The sequence below is a fragment of the Pseudogulbenkiania subflava DSM 22618 genome (assembly GCF_900177275.1).
GTDB classification, from domain to species: domain Bacteria; phylum Pseudomonadota; class Gammaproteobacteria; order Burkholderiales; family Chromobacteriaceae; genus Pseudogulbenkiania; species Pseudogulbenkiania subflava.
In genome coordinates, this window is sequence record NZ_FXAG01000033.1 from 12,339 (window position 1) to 30,597 (window position 18,259).

At 54.9% G+C, this 18,259-nt stretch carries 19 protein-coding genes and 1 pseudogene; 10 read left to right on the forward strand and 10 right to left on the reverse strand.

All coding sequences use genetic code 11. From position 1 onward, the window contains the following. Window positions 1-5: 5 nt before the first annotated feature. A complete protein-coding gene (locus B9N72_RS19770; RefSeq protein WP_008952463.1) occupies window positions 6-293 on the reverse strand; it encodes an accessory factor UbiK family protein in 288 nt (95 codons plus the stop codon). Between the two features lie 270 nt (window positions 294-563). On the opposite strand from B9N72_RS19770, the gene glnK reads away from it, so the two are divergent. Together glnK and B9N72_RS19780 are read left to right on the forward strand one after the other, a co-directional pair. Next, a complete protein-coding gene (gene glnK, locus B9N72_RS19775) occupies window positions 564-902 on the forward strand; it encodes a P-II family nitrogen regulator (RefSeq protein ID WP_008952462.1) in 339 nt (112 codons plus the stop codon). Between the two features lie 31 nt (window positions 903-933). Continuing rightward, entirely contained in the window at window positions 934-2,238 is a 1,305-nt protein-coding gene (locus B9N72_RS19780) for an ammonium transporter (RefSeq protein ID WP_085277892.1), read from the forward strand. A gap of 147 nt (window positions 2,239-2,385) precedes the next feature. On the opposite strand, the gene B9N72_RS19785 is transcribed toward B9N72_RS19780, so the two are convergent. The 9 genes from B9N72_RS19785 to B9N72_RS19825 form a co-directional block, all read right to left on the reverse strand. Further along, on the reverse strand, window positions 2,386-2,829 hold the full coding sequence (locus B9N72_RS19785; RefSeq protein WP_085277893.1) for a ClpXP protease specificity-enhancing factor: 444 nt from the start codon (window positions 2,827-2,829) through the stop codon (window positions 2,386-2,388). Window positions 2,830-2,837: 8 nt separating this feature from the next. Then, window positions 2,838-3,440: a glutathione S-transferase N-terminal domain-containing protein gene (locus tag B9N72_RS19790; RefSeq protein WP_040652169.1), complete on the reverse strand. Its 603-nt coding sequence runs from the start codon at window positions 3,438-3,440 to the stop codon at window positions 2,838-2,840. 146 nt (window positions 3,441-3,586) lie between these two features. Beyond that, entirely contained in the window at window positions 3,587-4,348 is a 762-nt protein-coding gene (locus B9N72_RS19795; protein ID WP_085277906.1) for a cytochrome c1, read from the reverse strand. A gap of 17 nt (window positions 4,349-4,365) precedes the next feature. Further along, complete coding sequence (locus B9N72_RS19800) at window positions 4,366-5,685, reverse strand: cytochrome b (protein WP_085277894.1); 1,320 nt, start codon at window positions 5,683-5,685, stop codon at window positions 4,366-4,368. A gap of 14 nt (window positions 5,686-5,699) precedes the next feature. After that, window positions 5,700-6,284: a ubiquinol-cytochrome c reductase iron-sulfur subunit gene (petA, locus tag B9N72_RS19805; protein WP_085277895.1), complete on the reverse strand. Its 585-nt coding sequence runs from the start codon at window positions 6,282-6,284 to the stop codon at window positions 5,700-5,702. Between the two features lie 115 nt (window positions 6,285-6,399). Continuing rightward, entirely contained in the window at window positions 6,400-7,146 is a 747-nt protein-coding gene (locus tag B9N72_RS19810; protein ID WP_085277896.1) for a Nif3-like dinuclear metal center hexameric protein, read from the reverse strand. A 174-nt stretch (window positions 7,147-7,320) separates the two neighbouring features. Continuing rightward, entirely contained in the window at window positions 7,321-8,958 is a 1,638-nt protein-coding gene (gene groL, locus B9N72_RS19815) for a chaperonin GroEL (protein WP_085277897.1), read from the reverse strand. A 44-nt stretch (window positions 8,959-9,002) separates the two neighbouring features. Beyond that, complete coding sequence (gene groES / locus B9N72_RS19820) at window positions 9,003-9,290, reverse strand: co-chaperone GroES (RefSeq protein WP_008952453.1); 288 nt, start codon at window positions 9,288-9,290, stop codon at window positions 9,003-9,005. Between the two features lie 148 nt (window positions 9,291-9,438). After that, complete coding sequence (locus tag B9N72_RS19825) at window positions 9,439-10,581, reverse strand: MraY family glycosyltransferase (RefSeq protein ID WP_085277898.1); 1,143 nt, start codon at window positions 10,579-10,581, stop codon at window positions 9,439-9,441. Between the two features lie 282 nt (window positions 10,582-10,863). Between B9N72_RS19825 and rfbB the strand changes: the two genes are divergently transcribed. From rfbB to B9N72_RS19865, 8 genes and pseudogenes are all read left to right on the forward strand, one after another. Next, window positions 10,864-11,922 carry a dTDP-glucose 4,6-dehydratase gene (gene rfbB / locus B9N72_RS19830; protein ID WP_085277899.1) on the forward strand — a complete coding sequence of 353 codons (1,059 nt, stop codon included), beginning with the start codon at window positions 10,864-10,866 and terminating at the stop codon, window positions 11,920-11,922. 22 nt (window positions 11,923-11,944) lie between these two features. After that, window positions 11,945-12,823, forward strand: a complete 879-nt coding sequence (gene rfbA / locus B9N72_RS19835; protein WP_085277900.1) for a glucose-1-phosphate thymidylyltransferase RfbA — start codon at window positions 11,945-11,947, stop codon at window positions 12,821-12,823. Between the two features lie 11 nt (window positions 12,824-12,834). Next, a complete protein-coding gene (gene vioA, locus B9N72_RS19840) occupies window positions 12,835-13,941 on the forward strand; it encodes a dTDP-4-amino-4,6-dideoxy-D-glucose aminotransferase VioA (RefSeq protein ID WP_085277901.1) in 1,107 nt (368 codons plus the stop codon). A gap of 10 nt (window positions 13,942-13,951) precedes the next feature. Further along, a complete protein-coding gene (locus B9N72_RS19845; RefSeq protein WP_200811087.1) occupies window positions 13,952-14,608 on the forward strand; it encodes an acetyltransferase in 657 nt (218 codons plus the stop codon). After that, window positions 14,605-15,015 carry a MaoC family dehydratase gene (locus B9N72_RS19850; RefSeq protein WP_085277903.1) on the forward strand — a complete coding sequence of 137 codons (411 nt, stop codon included), beginning with the start codon at window positions 14,605-14,607 and terminating at the stop codon, window positions 15,013-15,015. Before B9N72_RS19845 ends, B9N72_RS19850 begins: the two co-directional genes overlap by 4 nt. 185 nt (window positions 15,016-15,200) lie before the next feature. After that, window positions 15,201-16,367, forward strand: coding sequence for a TDP-N-acetylfucosamine:lipid II N-acetylfucosaminyltransferase family protein (locus tag B9N72_RS19855; RefSeq protein ID WP_085277904.1), 1,167 nt, complete (start codon window positions 15,201-15,203; stop codon window positions 16,365-16,367). Beyond that, window positions 16,351-17,808 (forward strand): MOP flippase family protein, encoded by a 1,458-nt coding sequence (locus tag B9N72_RS19860; protein WP_085277905.1) that lies wholly within the window; start codon window positions 16,351-16,353, stop codon window positions 17,806-17,808. The genes B9N72_RS19855 and B9N72_RS19860 overlap by 17 nt, the downstream gene beginning before the upstream one ends. Before the next feature lie 38 nt (window positions 17,809-17,846). Next, window positions 17,847-18,259: pseudogene (locus tag B9N72_RS19865) on the forward strand (UDP-glucose/GDP-mannose dehydrogenase family protein); the annotation flags it as partial.

An 18,259-nucleotide genomic window follows, 5' to 3' on the forward strand; every position in this document is an offset into this window, starting at 1 on the left:
AGAAATCAGGAATGACCCAGCGTGGCCTGGGTATCGACCTGCTCTGCGGCCTTATCGGGGAATACCGCCGCTTCCAGAGTGGCCAGGCGAGCCTCCAGCCGCTCCAGCTTTTCACGAGTACGCAGCAGCACCTCCTGCTGGACGTCGAATTCTTCGCGGGTAACCAGGTCCAGGCGCGAGAAAGTGGAAGCCATCATGGCTTTGACATTCTTCTCGACATCCTTCACCGGGCTGGCGGCAATGGTGTCACTGATCTTGGTGGTGATTTCTTCAAACAATTTCTGGCTCAGCATCTGGGGCCTCCTTGACTTCGTCATGTTGCACAGGCTTGAGTGTAGCAAAAAGGATTTGCTGCTGCAGCGCCGGGCAGCCGCACAGCATTGGTGCAGTCACCGAACGTCAATCGCGCCAAGACGGTGCCAAGGTGCAACGGATGCCCGCTTTCCGCCCGCGACGGTGCCGCCATTGTGCTATGTGGGGCGGACGACATGCACTGGCACGAAACCTGCTTAATCACAGCACAGCAGTAAAAAACGATTCGGATACGTCAGAAAGGAATGCACATGAAACTGGTCACTGCGATTATCAAGCCGTTCAAGCTTGACGAAGTGCGTGAAGGCCTCTCGTCCATCGGAGTTCAGGGCATTACCGTGACCGAGGTGAAAGGCTTCGGACGCCAGAAAGGCCATACCGAGCTGTATCGCGGCGCAGAATACGTCGTCGACTTCTTGCCTAAGGTGAAACTGGAGATCGCCATCGATGACGCCCTGCTGGACCAGGTAGTGGAAGCCATCGAGAAGTCCGCCCGGACCGGCAAGATCGGCGATGGCAAGATCTTCGTGTTCGACCTGCAGCAAGTCGTTCGCATTCGTACCGGCGAAACCGGTGCCGATGCCGTCTAAATTCCATAACGGGAACTGAAGGGGAATGCCAATGAAAAGCAATGTGGCCACACTGGGCGCTCTTGCCCTCGTCTCCTCCCTGCCGGCACTGGCCGCAGGCGAACCGACCCTGGTTGCTGCCTCCACCATCAGTGGTGGCGATACGGCCTGGATGATGACCTCGACGGCACTGGTGCTGTTCATGACCATCCCGGGTCTTGCCCTGTTCTATGGCGGCATGGTCCGCAAGAAGAACGTACTGGCGACGCTGATGCAGAGCTTCGCGATCTGCGCCCTGATGACCGTGCTGTGGACCGTCATTGGCTACAGCCTGACCTTCTCCCCCGGCAATTCCCTGATCGGCGGTTTCGATCGCGTCCTGATGGAAGGGCTGACTTATCTGAAGGATGGCGGCAAACTGACCGTCCACCCGCTGGCCCCGACCATTCCGGAACCGGTCTTCATGATGTTCCAGATGACCTTCTTCATCATCACTCCGGCCCTGATTACCGGTGCCTTTGCTGAACGGATGAAGTTTTCCGCCATGATGGTGTTCATGGCCCTGTGGTCGCTGCTGGTCTACGTGCCGGTTGCCCACTGGGTATGGGCACCGGGCGGCTGGATGGCCGATAAAGGCGTCCTCGATTTTGCGGGCGGTACCGTCGTGCACATCAACGCCGGTGTCGCCGGCCTGGTGGCAGCCTTGGTCCTGGGCAAGCGTGTCGGCTTCGGCAAGGAAGCGATGGCCCCGCATAACCTGGTGCTGACCCTGATTGGCGCCTCCATGCTGTGGGTTGGCTGGTTCGGCTTCAACGCCGGCTCCGCCGCCGCCGCCGATGGCCGCGCCGGCATGGCGATGATGGTGACCCAGATCGCGACCGGCATGGCCGCACTGGCCTGGATGGGCGCCGAGTGGATTGCCAAGGGCAAGCCGTCGGTGCTGGGTATCGCCTCCGGCGCCGTGGCCGGCCTGGTGGCCATCACCCCGGCCGCAGGCTTCGTGGATGCCAAGGGCGCTCTGGCCATCGGCCTCATCGCCGGCCTCGTGTGCTACTGGGGCGCAACCGGCCTGAAGCACGCCCTGAAATATGACGACTCGCTCGATGCCTTCGGCGTACACGGTGTTGGCGGTATCGTCGGCGCCCTGCTCACCGGCGTATTCGCGGTGAAGGATATCGGCGGCGTTGACGGCAGCCTCGCCACCCAGGCGCTTGGCGTGGTGGTCACCGCGGTCTACTGTGGCGTCGCCAGCTTCGTGCTGCTGAAGCTCATCGACGTGGTCATCGGCCTGCGTGTCACCGATGAAGAAGAACGCGAAGGGCTGGACGTGGTGCTCCACGGCGAACGCGTGGAGTAATACAAGAGATCATTAAGTTGTCTTGTTGTGGTAAGGGACTTGGGGGCGCTTCGGCGCCCCATTTTTTTGCCAGCATTCCACAACACCGATAAAACGACCAAACAAAAAGCCAGCATCGCGCTGGCTTTTTGTTTGAGGAGAAACAGCCTACTTGACGACGCGCAAGCTGGGACGGCCGGATGGGCGTGGAGCCTGCTCCGCCTCCGATCCCACGCATTCTCCCGACCCTTCGACCGGTTTCAAGGCAGGTGCCGATTCAGGCGACTCTTCCATCAGCGGCGGGGCCTCGACTTCGAACCCCATCCCCTCCCCGGTTTCCCGGGCAAAGATGGACATGACGTTGGCGACCGGAATCCAGATCTCGCGAGCAACGCCGCCAAAGCGGGCCGAAAACGAGATCCAATCGTTGTCGATCTTGAGTGCCTGGCACGCGGCCGGGGAGATATTGAGCACGATTTCGTTATTCTTGACGAATTCGCGCGGCACGGCGGTCTGCTCGGTGACCCACACCACGATATACGGCGTGTGCCCATTATCGGTGCACCATTCGTGCAGGGCCCGGATCAGGTAAGGCTTGGTAGACGAGCTCATCACTGCCCTTACTTGCGCATGGCCTTTTCGGACGGGGTCAGCGAGTCGATGAAGGACTGGCGCTGGAAGATCCGTTCGGCGTACTTGAGAATCGGCGCAGCACTCTTGCCGAGGTCGATATTGTAGTGCTCGAGGCGCCACATCAGCGGAGCGATGGCCACGTCGATCATCGAGAACTCGTCGCCCAGCATGAACTTCTGCTTGGCGAAGATCGGTGCGATCATGATCAGGCCGTCGCGAATCGCCTCACGCGCCTTAGTCGCTTCCTTGCCGGTGGCACCGGCTTCCAGCGTCTTGACGTGGCAGAACAGCTCCTGCTCGAAGCGGAACAGGAACAGGCGAGCACGCGCGCGCATCACCGGGTCGGCCGGCATCAGTTGCGGGTGCGGGAAGCGCTCGTCGATGTATTCGTTGATGATGTTCGATTCGTGCAGGATCAGATCGCGCTCGACCAGGACCGGCACCTCGTTGTACGGGTTCATCACCGCGAGATCTTCGGGTTTGTTGTGGACATCCACATCAATGATCTCGAAATCCATCCCTTTTTCATACAATACGATGCGGCAACGCTGGCTGAACGGGCAGGTGATACCGGAGTACAAGGTCATCATGGCTAAAAGCGCATCCTTCTGATTGGCAACAATAGTGAAGTTTACCATTTTGCCACCACGCTTTTCCAGTTTTAGCCATTAAGCCCCTGTTTGAAAAAGAAAAAGGGCGGGATTTACCCGCCCTTGTCTTCAGCCAACCGTCAGACTCAGTGAATGTCTTTCCAGTATTCCTTCTTCAGGAAGTAGGCCAGCGGCAGCAGCAGCAGGCCCAGGAACATCAGCACAACGTAGCCGATCTGGTGGCGCTTCACCTGGGCCGGTTCGCCCATGTACACCAGATAGTTGGTCAGGTCGGCCATGCGGCGGTCGAATTCGACGGTATTGGCCTTGCCGTTTTCCAGCTTGGTCATGGTACCGGCCTTGACCAGCTCGAGCTGATGCTCTTCGTGGCCGCCCTCGCCCTTGACCGTCTTCAGCACCTGATCACCCTGCCACTGCCAGAACACATGCGGCATGCCGACTTTGTCGAATACCAGGTTGTTCCAGCCGGTAGGACGCGTATCGTCACGGTAGAAACCGCGCAGGTAGGCGTACAAGTAGTCGGCACCGCGCGAGCGCGCGATCACCGACAGGTCCGGCGGCGCGGCGCCGAGCCAGACCTTGGCGTCCTTCTTGCCCATGGCAATGCTCATGGTGTCACCCACCTTGGCATCCGGCGGCAGCAGGTTTTCCTTGATCTGGTCTTCGGTCAGGCCGATATCCGCCAGACGGTTGTAACGCATGGCGCTGGCCGAATGGCAGGACAGGCAGTAGTTGGTAAAGAGCTGCGCGCCACGCTGCAGCGACTCGGTATCATGGATATCGATCGGAGCCTTTTCCAGCGCAGGCCCCCCTTCGGAGGCCACGGCGGCCCCCAACGGCAGCATGAACGCAGCAGCGGCGATCAGATGACGGATTTTGGTTTTCATGTTGTCCATCCCCCTCGTTACACGTTCATGGCAAACAGCGCTGCACCGACGACAGTCACGGCGACCAGGACCAGGAAGCGAAGCTGACGCTTGGCATTAGTCTCGGTGACGCGGCTCGGCACCGGTTCACTGCCCACATCGTTCTTGGTGTAGATCGGCATGCCCAGGAAGAAGGCAAAGTAGACAGCGGACAGCACCTGAGCTATCACGGTGCGGGAGCTGGTGGTCGGCATCGCCCCCAGAATCCCCAGGCCGATGAAGGCGATGATGAACAGCACCAGCATGAACTTGAACTTCGGCCCACGGTAACGAATCGACTTCACCGGCGACTTGTCCAGCCACGGCAGGAAGGCGATCAGCACCACGGCTGCGCCCATGCCCAGCACGCCCCAGACCTGGGTACCCAGGAAGGACGGAATGGCGCGCAGGATGGCGTAGAACGGCGTGAAATACCATACCGGAGCGATGTGCGGCGGGGTCTTCAGCGGGTCGGCCGGGTCGAAGTTCGGATGCTCGAGGAAGTAGCCCCCCATCTCCGGCATAAAGAACACGATGGCGGAGAAGACGATCAGGAAGACAGCCACACCCAGCACGTCCTTGACGGTGTAGTACGGGTGGAACGGAATACCATCGAGCGGAATGCCCGTTTTGGGATCCTTGTTCTTCTTGATTTCGACGCCATCCGGGTTGTTGGAACCCACTTCGTGCAGCGCCACCAAGTGGGCTACCACCAGAGCCAGCAGCACCAGCGGAACCGCGATCACGTGCAGTGCAAAGAAGCGGTTCAGGGTGGCGTCGGAGACCACGTAGTCGCCACGGATCCATACCGACAGATCCGGGCCGATGACCGGGATCGAACCGAACAGGTTCACGATCACCTGGGCGCCCCAGAACGACATCTGGCCCCACGGCAACAGGTAGCCCATGAAGGCTTCAGCCATCAGACACAGGAAAATCAGGGTACCAAACACCCAGATCAGTTCACGCGGCTGCTTGTACGAACCGTAGATCAGACCGCGGAACATGTGCAGGTACACCACGACGAAGAACATCGAGGCACCGGTGGAGTGCATGTAGCGGATGATCCAGCCCCCAGCCACGTCGCGCATGATGTACTCGACGGACAGGAAAGCCGTCGCGGCATCCGGCTTGTAGTTCATGGTGAGGAAGATGCCGGTGACGATCTGGATCACCAGTACCAGCATCGCCAGGCTGCCAAAGAAGTACCAGAAGTTGAAGTTCTTGGGCGCGTAGTACTCGGTGATATGCGCCTTCATGGTGGATGACAGCGGGAAGCGCTCGTCGATCCAGTTCAGGATGCTTTGTCCTTTGCTCATTTTTCGCCCTCAGCTTATTTGTCGGCGCCAATCAATAGGCGGCTATCGGACAGATACTTGTGCGGCGGGATTTCCAGGTTCTTCGGTGCCGGCACCCCTTTGAAAACCCGTGCCGCCAGGTCGAACTTCGAGCCATGACAGGGGCAATAGAAACCGCCGAGCCATTCCGGGCCGAGGTCGGCCGGAGCGAGGTCGGGACGGTAGGTCGGAGAACAGCCCAAGTGGGTGCAGATGCCCACGGCCACCAGCAGTTCCGGCTTGATCGAACGGTACTCGTTCTTGCAGTACTCCGGCTGCTGTTCGACTTCCGACTTGGGGTCGACCAGTTTGTCGTCGTTCTTGGCGAGGTTCTTCACCATTTCCGGAGTGCGCGACAACACCCACACCGGCTTACCGCGCCATTCGACGTTGATCTTCTGGCCCGGCTCCAACTTGCCAATATCGACCTCGACCGGCGCACCGGCAGCCTTGGCCCTCTCGGACGGGAAGAAACTCATCAGAAACGGCGTTGCCACCCCGGCTACCGCCACACCACCAACCGCGCTGGTTGCTACCGTCAGGAAACGACGGCGCCCCGCATCGACGTGTTGCTCACTCATTACAGTCATCCTCAAACGTGGAAACCGAGCTCAAATCCTGCCGATTTTACCCGAATACCCACATGGACTTGAAGGGCGGATGCAAATTAATTACCGAAGTTCCCTTTGACCTAGATCAGACAGGATTAGGGATATCGGCAAAAACCACACTAACTTCATGATTATTGGAGAGCCACGCTCCCAGAGCCTGGATGCCATAACGCTCGGTCGCGTGATGCCCCGCGGCAACAAACGCCACGCCATATTCGAGCGCCATATGATGCTGCTGCTCCGACACCTCTCCGGTGACGAAAACGTCCACTCCCAGCGCAATGGCATCGGCGAAGTAACCCTGCGCGCCGCCCGTACACCAGGCCACCCGGCGCACCTCTTTATCCGGACTCCCCAGCAGCAACGCCTCACGCCCCAGGTGCGTGCCGATTGCGCGGGCAAAATCGCCGGCCCGCTGCGGCTGTGGCACGGCGCCGAACCACAGCAGACCCTGATCGCCGGATTGGCCCTCAACCTGCCAACCCAGTTCCTTGGCGAGCTGTGCGTTATTACCCAGCTCCAGATGTGCATCGAGCGGCAGGTGGTAGGCCAACAGGCTGATATCGTGTGCCAGCAGGGTTTGCAGCCGGCGCTTCTTGATGCCGACCAGGCGAGGGTCTTCGTTCTTCCAGAAATAGCCGTGATGCACCAGGATGGCGTCGGCCTGCTGTGAGATGGCGGCATCGAGCAGCGCCTGCGACGCGGTCACCCCGGTGACGATGGTGCGCACTTCGGCCCGTCCCTCGACCTGCAGCCCGTTGGGGGCATAATCCTTGAAACGCCAGGGTTCCAGTTGCGCGTCGAGCACGCGCTGCAATTCGCTCAGTTGCATGAATCTCTCCCGATGATCGATGGGCGGATTGTGCCAGAAAGCGGGCGCCCAGATGACCTTCGGCCAACCTTGCCAAGGTTGGCCGAAGAAAAAGAAAAACCCCGCAAAGTTTGCGGGGTTTTTTCGCAGGTCGGCACAATGCGCTTCGCGGCGATTGCGCCCTACCTGGCTGGTTTACATCATGCCGTCCATGCCCATACCGCCCATACCGCCCATCGGAGCTGCCGGCTTGTCTTCCGGCAGTTCGGCGATCATGCAGTCAGTGGTCAGCATCAGGCCGGAAACCGAAGCGGCGTGTTGCAGCGCGGTGCGAGTCACCTTGGCCGGATCCAGCACGCCCATTTCGATCATGTCGCCGTACTCGCCGGAGGCCGCGTTGTAACCGAAGTTGCCCTTGCCTTCCAGCACCTTGTTCACGACAACCGACGGCTCGTCGCCGGCGTTCTGAACGATCTGACGCAGCGGAGCTTCGATCGCCTTCAGTACGATCTTCACACCAGCGTCCTGGTCGGCGTTGTCGGTCACCAGCGACTCCAGGGTAGCGCGAGCGCGCAGGATGGCCACGCCACCGCCAGGCACCACGCCCTCTTCCACAGCAGCACGGGTCGCGTGCAGCGCGTCTTCGACACGGGCCTTCTTCTCTTTCATTTCCACTTCGGTGGCCGCGCCAACCTTGATCACGGCAACGCCGCCGGCCAGCTTGGCCACGCGCTCTTGCAGCTTTTCACGGTCGTAGTCGGAAGTGGCTTCTTCGATCTGGCGGCGGATTTCACCAACGCGGGCCTGGATGGCAGCGTGCTCGCCCACACCGTCGATGATGATGGTGTTTTCCTTGCCCACTTCGATACGCTTGGCCTGGCCCAGCATGTCGAGGGAGACTTTTTCCAGGGTCAGACCCACTTCTTCGGCGATCACGGTACCGCCGGTCAGAATGGCGATATCCTGCAGCATGGCCTTGCGGCGATCGCCGAAGCCCGGAGCCTTGACGGCCACCACTTTCAGGATGCCGCGGATGGTGTTCACCACCAGCGTGGCCAGCGCTTCGCCTTCCACGTCTTCGGCGATGATCAGCAGCGGACGGCTAGCCTTGGCTACCTGCTCCAGCACCGGCAGCAGGTCGCGGATGTTGGAGATCTTCTTGTCGAACAACAGCACGAACGGGCTGTCCAGTGCGGCGATCTGCTTTTCCTGGTTGTTGATGAAGTACGGGGACAGGTAGCCGCGGTCGAACTGCATGCCTTCCACCACGTCCAGCTCGTTGCTGAGCGACTTGCCGTCTTCAACGGTGATCACACCTTCCTTGCCCACTTTTTCCATGGCGTCGGCGATGATCTGGCCGATATCCAGGTCGGAGTTGGCGGAAATCGAGCCCACCTGGGCGATTTCCTTGGAGGTGGTGCACGGCTTGGCGATCTTGGCCAGCTCGCCAACCAGAGCCACCACAGCCTTGTCGATGCCGCGCTTCAGGTCCATCGGGTTCATGCCGGCGGCAACGAACTTCATGCCTTCCTGCACGATGGCTTGTGCCAGCACGGTTGCGGTGGTGGTACCGTCACCGGCCACGTCGGAGGTCTTGGAAGCCACTTCCTTGACCATCTGGGCGCCCATATTCTCGAACTTGTCCTTCAGTTCGATTTCCTTGGCAACGGACACGCCGTCCTTGGTGATGGTCGGCGCGCCGAAGGAGCGGTCCAGCACCACGTTACGGCCTTTCGGGCCCAGAGTCACTTTAACGGCGTCAGCCAGGATGTTGACACCGGCAACCATTTTGGCACGAGCGGAATCACCGAATTTTACGTCTTTAGCAGCCATTCTTTACTTCTCCAGAATCTGATTCAGTCGGTTGTGGGGACGGATTACTCAACGATGCCCATAACGTCTTCCTCGCGCATCACGAGGACTTCATCGCCATCGACCTTGACGGTCTGGCCGGAATACTTGCCGAAGATCACTTTGTCGCCGACCTTCAGCTCCAGCGGACGGCGCTCGCCGTTTTCCAGAATCTTGCCGTTGCCCACGGCGATCACTTCGCCCATGTCCGGCTTCTCGGCAGCCGCACCCGGCAGAACGATACCGGAAGCCGTCTTTTCTTCCGCCTCGAGGCGCTTGATTACAACACGGTCGTGCAAAGGACGAATTGCCATTGTTCTCTCCTGTTAGCAGTGGCTGGTGAGAATGAAAAATCAATCAAATCAGCAAATTGGCCCGGCGCATTAGCACTCGGGGCTTGCGAGTGCTAATGATAGGGACGGGACAAGGGGTTTTCAAGATAGGGAGCAGTCAAAAAAATTTCTATCGGTTTTGCTTATACGATAGCGCTGCCGCCCTCTCCTTACCGAGTGCGGGACGGTAAAGCACCATCCAGCGCGGCGATCTAAAGCGGATGATCATGCGATACAGGTACAGGTACGTCAGCACAAACACCCCCACACACCCCATCAGGACCGTGGTGTTGTTCCAGAACAGCATAGCTGGTGCGACTGACAGGGATGACAATGCCCACAAATAGGGAGCCGTCATGCTGTTACGGCGCGTCATATGGCGCGCCTCTTTCGAGCCCACCATCCAGCGCACCAGACGCTTGTAGACCAGCATGTGCAGATGCAAGCCATCCGGCATGCCCGGCGACATGCCACGCAGGAATTTCTTCCGATAGATGGAAAACAGCGTTTCGAATACCGGATAGATCACCAGCAGCAACGGGAACCATGGCGACACTTGAGGATGTCTTGCCACCAGCAGCACCGACAGTTCTGCGATCAGGAAGCCGATCAGATAGGCCCCGCCATCCCCGGCAAAGATCATCCCTCGGGGGAAGTTCCACACCAGGAAACCCAGCACAGCGCCAGTCGCCGCGAAGCACAGCCCCATGATTTGCGGGTCATGCACCTTAAATGCCACGTAAGCCAGCGCCATGAAGATGAAAACCGATACCATCCCAGCCAGGCCGTTGTAGCCATCGATGATATTGATCGCGTGCGCCACGCCACCAACGGCGAACACGGTGAACAACAGCGAAATAGCCCAGTGATAGTGCAAAAGCAGATCCACGCCAGGCACATCCAGCCGCGACAAGCCCGCGTTCAGCAACCAGAACCCCATGGCTGCGGCCACAAAAGTAGCTAACAGACGCGGCAAGGGGCCAACCTGCTTGGTCAGATCTTCGGCCAACCCCGCAGCAAAGGCGGGCAGCCCGGCGACGAGAAGCACCAAGCTCAGATACTCCCTCGTCAACATGGAGAGGATCAGTGCCCCTGCCGCAAGCCCAGCCATAACCGGCACACCGCCAATGCGCGGCACAGGTGCGGCATGGAATTTCTGCACCCCGCCGAGGTCATGATCAGCCGAGAGGTGATCGTGGAGATGACGGAAGCGGACCAGGAGGACTCCAATAACGAAGGAGCAAAAAAGGGCCCCTATAAGGATGAGAAGCATACCAAACTCGATCTGGTTATTGAGAACTGAGGCAATCCACCCCTACATAGCAATGGATGGCAGATTGCTGATTCTATCAATCAAATACAGCGCCAAGAAACTTCACTCTCCGTCAGATCATGCAAAAAGAGTAAAAATCATAGGCTGAACGAGTAGAGGACGCCATGATTACGTGCGAAAATTCGCGATTCATCACTGTGTTAACATTTGTAAACGCAGCTTTTCTTATTGTGAAAACACTGGCATGGTCAGACCAAGCCAAATTCGAAGAATGCAGCATCTATGATTCTGGTAACAGGCGGTGCCGGCTTTATCGGCGGCAACTTCGTACTCGACTGGCTGGCGGGCTCTGAGGAGCCGGTACTCAACCTCGATAAGCTGACCTATGCCGGCAACCTCGATACGCTTGCTTCACTGAAAGACGACTCCCGTCATGTCTTCGTACGCGGCGATATCGGAGATCGCGAACTCCTCGCGCACCTGCTGACCGAGCACCGTCCACGCGCCGTGATCAACTTCGCCGCTGAGTCGCACGTTGACCGCTCTATCAGTGGGCCGGGCGAGTTCATTCAAACCAACGTAGTCGGCACGTTCAACCTGCTCGAAGCAGTCCGAGGCTACTGGAATGATCTGACGGTGGCTGACAAGCAATCGTTCCGCTTCCTGCACATTTCCACCGACGAAGTGTACGGCACGCTGTTGCCCGGCGATTCACCGTTCGCCGAAACCCACCCCTATGAGCCAAACAGCCCCTACTCGGCAAGCAAGGCAGCCAGCGATCACCTAGTGCGCGCCTGGCACCATACCTACGGCCTGCCGGTACTGACGACCAACTGCAGCAACAACTATGGCCCATACCACTTTCCGGAAAAGCTGATCCCACTGGTGATTCTCAACGCGCTCAGCGATAAGCCGCTGCCCATCTATGGCGATGGGCAACAGGTGCGCGACTGGCTGTATGTCAAAGACCATTGCAGCGCCATCCGCCGCGTGCTGGAAGCCGGCACCCCCGGCGAAACTTACAACATCGGCGGCTGGAACGAGAAGCCAAATCTGGAAGTCGTGCACACCATTTGCTCAATCCTTGACGAGCTACAACCACGCGCGGATGGCAAGTCATACTCAGCCCAGATCACCTTCGTGCAGGATCGCCCCGGCCACGACCGCCGCTACGCCATCGACGCCCGCAAGCTGGAACGCGAACTGGGCTGGAGGCCGGCTGAGACCTTCGAGACAGGCATCCGCAAGACAGCACAGTGGTATTTGGACAACCTCACTTGGATACAGGGCGTAACCAGCGGCAGCTACCGCGACTGGCTAAAAGAACAGTATGCACTGTAAAAAAATAGGACTGTAATTGATTATGAGTGATACCCGTAAAGGCATCGTCCTCGCTGGAGGTTCTGGCACCCGTCTCTATCCGGCGACATTGTCGATTAGCAAGCAACTGCTGCCAATATATGACAAGCCAATGATCTATTATCCGCTGAGCACTCTGATGCTTGCGGGTATTCGCGACATCCTCATTATCTCCACCCCTCAGGACACCCCCCGCTTTGTGCATTTGCTTGGCGATGGCAGTCAATGGGGCATCAATCTGCAGTATGCCGTACAGCCCAGCCCTGATGGCTTGGCGCAAGCATTCATTATCGGCGAGGCGTTTCTTGCCGGGAATCCATCTGCATTGGTACTGGGCGACAACATTTTTCATGGGCAAGATTTCCCATCTCTTTTGCAGACCGCGAGCAGCAAAGAACGGGGAGCAACCGTATTTGCTTACCATGTTCATGATCCAGAGCGTTATGGTGTTGTCGAATTTGATCGTTCAGGTCGGGTTCTGAGTCTGGAAGAAAAACCGGCGCTCCCCAAATCACACTATGCCGTAACAGGGCTATATTTTTACGATCAAGATGTTGTAGAAATTGCCAAAACTGTTCGCCCCTCCGCCCGAGGAGAACTAGAAATAACTGATGTTAACAAAGTCTACTTGGAGCGGAATGATCTATCTGTAATCACGATGGGGCGAGGCTATGCATGGTTGGATACGGGTACGCATGAGTCCATGCTGGAGGCAAGTACGTTCATCAAAACTATCGAGACACGCCAAAGCTACAAAATTTGCTGCCCTGAAGAAATTGCATGGCGGCAGCGCTGGATTAGTGATGCCGAACTACAGCAATTGGCCCAGAAATTTGGAAAAACCGGGTATGGTCGTTATCTAGCCAGCCTCGCCACAATGTGAGAATTGACATAATGATCGAAAGAAAAATACCGGTAACTCAGCCATTTCTGCCCCCACTAGAGGAGTTCATCCCCTACCTGGAACAAATATGGGAAAATAAATGGCTGACCAATAACGGGCCTTTTCATCAGCAGCTGGAAGCTGCCTTGTGCGAATATCTTGGCATTGAGCATATTGCATTATTCACCAATGGAACAATTGCTCTTGTTACTGCTCTGCAGGCACTCCGAATAACTGGGGAGGTCATCACAACACCTTACTCATTTGTCGCGACAAGCCATGCATTGCTCTGGAATGACTTAAAGCCGGTGTTTGTTGATATCGATCCTTACACATGCAATATTGACCCATCCAAAATTGAAGCAGCTATTACCCCGCACACTACGGCAATCATGCCCGTCCATTGCTATGGAAATCCATGCGGCGTAGAGGCCATCCAGAAAATAGCCGACAACTATGGGTTGCGCGTAATCTATGATGCAGCACATGCCTTTGGTGTCAACTACAAGGGCCAAAGCTTACTTCAACATGGCGATCTATCAGTGCTTAGCTTCCACGCCACCAAAGTGTTCAATACCTTTGAAGGAGGGGCCGTCATCTGCCCAGATGCTAAAACCAAACAAAGGATCGACTACCTAAAAAACTTTGGTTTTGCAGACGAAATCACCGTTACTGCCCCCGGAATTAACGGCAAGATGAGCGAAATCAACGCTGCTTTTGGCCTACTTCAGCTAAAACATATTGACAAAGCGATATCACAGCGCCAATTGATCGACACACTATATCGCGATGAATTAAAAGGGATTCGGGGCATCTACATTCCCACACAGCCACCCAACGCTACTCGCAACTACTCCTATTTCCCCATCCTAGTTGAAGAGGACTACCCCCTGACACGTGATGAGCTCTATCAGAAGCTGAAGGAAAATGGAATTCTATCGCGCAGATATTTTTATCCTCTGATTAGTGACATGCCAATGTACAGAGGCCAGCCGTCAGCATCCCCCACCAACTTATTCAACGCCCGAGTTATTGCCACCAAGATTCTTTGCTTACCCATATTTGCAGACCTAAGTACCGAAGCCATTTTAACCATTACCTCAATAATTAAATCATAAGGACTGGAAATTGAAAATTTACGGAATTTATGGCGCAGGCGGCTATGCCAGAGAGGTAATGCCTATAGCACGAGCGCAGCTTGCCTCACGCAATGAGCATGAATCGCCAATATACTTCATCGTTGACCAAAAAGAAGAAAATGAAGTAAATGGCCACTACATTCTGACTTATAGCGAATTTTTAGCCTCACCGGCCACTGAGCGCTTCATCGCTGTCGCTATCGCTGATAGCAATGCAAGAGAATCTCTTACCGAGAAGTGCGAACGTGACAATCTCAAAGCATGGACCATATCTGCCCTAAACAACATCATAATGGATGATGTTAAAATAGGATCCGGGAGCATCTTAAGCCCATTTGTCACGATCACATCAAATGTACAGATTGGGAAATCATTCCATGCCAATATATATAGTTATGTCGCACACGACTGTATTATTGGAGATTTTGTCACATTTGCTCCAGGCGTCAAATGCAATGGCAACGTAACCATTGGAGACCATGCCTACATCGGAACAGGAGCCATAATTAGACCAGGGAAAAAAGGCACCCCACTCACCATTGGGGAAGGCGCCATTGTCGGGATGGGCGCAATAGTCACGAAATCTATACCACCCAACACAACCGTTTTTGGAAACCCTGCAAAACAGCTATCTAAAACAAAATGAAAGACTTCGAAATCGGGATGTCTGCAAGTTACTCACAAACAATAACAGATGCAGACATAAAATCATTTGCCGGAATTTCTGGCGACAACAACCCTGTACATATGAGCGATGAATTTGCAGAGAATTCGCGCTTCAATCGCCGCATAGCCCACGGACTCTTGTCAGCAAGTTTCTTCTCTGCTCTCTTTGGCACAAAACTGCCAGGCCCAGGCTGTGTATACGTCAATCAGAGCCTGACCTTTTTAAAACCAGTCTATATCGGAGATACTGTAACAGCAAAAATAACAATCAAAGCCATAGACACCCAAAAACGGCGCCTTTATTTTGAAACACAGTGTTCTGTAAAAGGAGCCACAGTCATCTCAGGCGAAGCTGAAATTTACATCCCCAAGCCCAATAGTCACTAAATTTCAAGAGAAGTACATTTATCAAGCAAGCTCTAATTTTCACTCCACCCGGGCCACCATAGGCAAGCAGTGGATACAGGAAACATACATCGCCAAAAATCTACACCGTTAATTTATCAGCAAGGCCACACCAAAATGCCAAGCCGCCCCCTCAAACAGCAGAAAAACATCAAAAGTGCAATAGCATGAAAAAAATTCTACATCTAATGCATGATGACAAATTCCTTGACATGGCCTACCGAGAATTCGAACGTTGCGCTCCAAGGCAAAGCCTATATGCAATCCAAGGAAAAAAAACTCAATTAAAATACATAAAAAATTTCCAACCACAATTTTGCACGCAATCTGAAATTATAAACATCTGCAAATCAACCGAAATTTCTTCCGTAGTTTTTCACTCACTTGGCCAATACGCCCCATTAATAAGGCACATACCCAAGGAAAAGAAAATTGTTTGGCTAGGATGGGGTTATGATTACTACGACCGCTTGCTCCAAGGTTTTTACCCACAAGGATTGACCTTGCCAAGAACAAGAGATCTTTCCGGTAAAATAGCTGCAGAAAAATGTTTACTTGAACGGCTTCGCAATAAAACACCACTGGATATTGCTCAAGCAATCAAAAGAAAAGCATCGGCATGGCTGAACACGCCAGAGGGCAGCGAGCAGAAATCACTTGACAGAATAGATTATTTTATACCAGTCCTTGAAACAGAATATGAGATGGCAAGGCACCAAAATCCATGGCTAAAAGCTCGTTACATACCATGGAATTATGGCACAGTCGAAGATGACTTTATCTGTGATGGCTCATTAAATTGCATAGGAGACAACATCCTTATTGGAAATAGCGCAGCTCCAGAAAACAATCATCTTGAAATATTTTCATTTATTAAAAATAGATTTGACATTTCCAACAAGACAATTTTCTGCCCACTTAGCTATGGCAACCCCCGCTACGCACAAGTCATAGCAGACGCAGGCCGAAAATACTTTGGCAAAAATTTCACACCACTAATGGAATTTATGGAGAGCCAGGAATATATAAAATTACTCTCTAGTTGTGGCTACGTATTCATGAACCACCTCAGGCAGCAAGCTTTAGGAAATATTTGCATCCTTATGATGGCGGGAGCGAAGATATATCTAAACCCCAACAGCCCATTGTGCTTATGGCTAAACCAGCGCGGCGCCCACATTGAAACCATAAACGAAGACAACAACTACATACAATATCTTTCTTCTCTCACCGAATCAGAGAAAGAAAAAAATAGAAATATAATTTATAGTCACTGGAACAGGAAGAGCCAGTTGAGAAAAACGATGGAATTGGTTAATGCAATCACCTGTTAGGCAATCCCTCTCTGCGCCTCAGCCAGAAACACCAAAACTTGCTGGAATACGCTGGACGGGCCTATCTGCAATGCTCTGTGCCTGTTTATCACTGGTCCAGATTCCTATCCTTGCCCGTCTATTATCGCCATCTGACTTCGGCTTGATGGCAATCGTGATGTCCGTGATGGCCTTTGCTCAAATGTTTGCCGATGCAGGCGTCAGCAATGCTCTTATCCATAAGCAGAACATCAGCCAGCAGCAACTCTCTAGCCTGTACTGGCTCAACGTCACCAGCAGCACGGTGTTGGCACTCATCCTATTCGCCCTGGGCTATGGGGTAGCTTATTATTACCGCCAACCACAACTGCATCTTCTATTGTCCATGACAGCTCTCTCGCTGCTGCTGTCCTCGTTTGGCCTGCAATTACGGGTGTTAGCTCAGAAAGCACTACATTTCGATAGGCTGGCCAAAGTCGAGATGGTGGGGGCGACCGCCGGCTTCCTGACGGCCACCACTTCTGCCTGGCTAGGATGCGGCGTGTACTCAATCGTTTTTGGTAATTTGGCTAGTGCCACCGCAATACTGGCCATGAGTTGGACTACCCTGGCCAATGGCTGGCGTCCCGAACTGAGGTTGGACTGGACTGAAATAAGGCCCTTTCTGAAGTTTGGCGCCTATATGGTTGGCAACGATCTGGCCAATACCATCAATGGCCAAATCGACGTGCTGCTAGGTGGCCGCATACTGTCCTCCACGACCTTGGGCTTATATAACCTGCCCAAGTCATTGGCAATACGTATTCAATTATTGGTCAATCCCATCATCACCAAAGTGGGGTTCCCGGTAATGGCCAAGGTACAGCATGATCCGCAACAACTTCGTCTGATTTATCTGAACACGCTCAATCTGACCGCTTCGGTAAATTTTCCAATTTATGCAGCCATGGCTTTTTTTGCTGAGCCGATCGTAGTATTGGTATTCGGTAAGCAGTGGCTCGAGGCAGTCCCAATAATGCAGATACTTGCTATTTGGGCTGCAGTCCGCTCCACTGCCAATCCAATTGGCAGCCTTCTACTTGCCAAGGGCCGAGCAGATTTATCTTTCCGCTGGAATATCGCCCTCCTGGGGATTGTTCCACCCACCATATGGATAGGTAGCCACTTTGGCGCTATCGGCATGGCTTATGCTTTACTCGCCAGTCAATTATTGCTATTCGTTCCAGGATGGTATTTCCTAATCCGGCCAATGTGTGGTGCAACACTGCGGCAGACCTTAACTCAGTTTCTGCGCCCATCCATAGCTTCTTTATTTTTTCTCGGCATAGCTCTCATTGGGTCTGCATACACCAATAAGGCTTTGCATATTCTACTCGCAGCCGCTGGCAGCTTGGCTGCACTACTAATGGCGACTTATCCGCTTTGGGCCTCACTGGGAATCCGCCTAAGAAAAAGCGGTTGACATATAATATTGAGCTTTACCTATCTAGAGAAACACACATGCAGATTACTGTAATCGGCTCTGGCTACGTCGGCCTGGTCACCGGCACCTGCCTTGCCGAAGTCGGCAACGAGGTGTGCTGCCTCGACGTTGACCCGGCCAAGATCGCGCTGCTGCAGGCCGGCGGCATCCCGATCTACGAACCGGGTCTGGACGACATGGTGCACCGTAACGTCGCCGCCGGCCGTCTGCATTTCACCACCGATGTGGCCGAATCGGTCGCTTTCGGTGACATCCAGTTCATCGCCGTCGGCACCCCGCCGGACGAGGACGGTTCGGCCGACCTGCAATACGTGCTGGCCGCGGCGCGCAACATCGGCCGCTACATGGACGGCTACAAGGTCGTCGTCGACAAGTCCACGGTGCCGGTCGGCACCGCCGACAAGGTCAGAGCCGCGCTCGCCGAGGTGCT

Coding starts and splice junctions, on each gene's coding strand:
- B9N72_RS19770 (WP_008952463.1), bottom strand. CDS start 293: ATGCTGAGCCAGAAATTGTTTGAAGAAATCACCACCAAGATCAGTGAC.
- glnK (WP_008952462.1), top strand. CDS start 564: ATGAAACTGGTCACTGCGATTATCAAGCCGTTCAAGCTTGACGAAGTG.
- B9N72_RS19780 (WP_085277892.1), top strand. CDS start 934: ATGAAAAGCAATGTGGCCACACTGGGCGCTCTTGCCCTCGTCTCCTCC.
- B9N72_RS19785 (WP_085277893.1), bottom strand. CDS start 2,829: ATGAGCTCGTCTACCAAGCCTTACCTGATCCGGGCCCTGCACGAATGG.
- B9N72_RS19790 (WP_040652169.1), bottom strand. CDS start 3,440: ATGATGACCTTGTACTCCGGTATCACCTGCCCGTTCAGCCAGCGTTGC.
- B9N72_RS19795 (WP_085277906.1), bottom strand. CDS start 4,348: ATGAAAACCAAAATCCGTCATCTGATCGCCGCTGCTGCGTTCATGCTG.
- B9N72_RS19800 (WP_085277894.1), bottom strand. CDS start 5,685: ATGAGCAAAGGACAAAGCATCCTGAACTGGATCGACGAGCGCTTCCCG.
- petA (WP_085277895.1), bottom strand. CDS start 6,284: ATGAGTGAGCAACACGTCGATGCGGGGCGCCGTCGTTTCCTGACGGTA.
- B9N72_RS19810 (WP_085277896.1), bottom strand. CDS start 7,146: ATGCAACTGAGCGAATTGCAGCGCGTGCTCGACGCGCAACTGGAACCC.
- groL (WP_085277897.1), bottom strand. CDS start 8,958: ATGGCTGCTAAAGACGTAAAATTCGGTGATTCCGCTCGTGCCAAAATG.
- groES (WP_008952453.1), bottom strand. CDS start 9,290: ATGGCAATTCGTCCTTTGCACGACCGTGTTGTAATCAAGCGCCTCGAG.
- B9N72_RS19825 (WP_085277898.1), bottom strand. CDS start 10,581: ATGCTTCTCATCCTTATAGGGGCCCTTTTTTGCTCCTTCGTTATTGGA.
- rfbB (WP_085277899.1), top strand. CDS start 10,864: ATGATTCTGGTAACAGGCGGTGCCGGCTTTATCGGCGGCAACTTCGTA.
- rfbA (WP_085277900.1), top strand. CDS start 11,945: ATGAGTGATACCCGTAAAGGCATCGTCCTCGCTGGAGGTTCTGGCACC.
- vioA (WP_085277901.1), top strand. CDS start 12,835: ATGATCGAAAGAAAAATACCGGTAACTCAGCCATTTCTGCCCCCACTA.
- B9N72_RS19850 (WP_085277903.1), top strand. CDS start 14,605: ATGAAAGACTTCGAAATCGGGATGTCTGCAAGTTACTCACAAACAATA.
- B9N72_RS19855 (WP_085277904.1), top strand. CDS start 15,201: ATGAAAAAAATTCTACATCTAATGCATGATGACAAATTCCTTGACATG.
- B9N72_RS19860 (WP_085277905.1), top strand. CDS start 16,351: ATGCAATCACCTGTTAGGCAATCCCTCTCTGCGCCTCAGCCAGAAACA.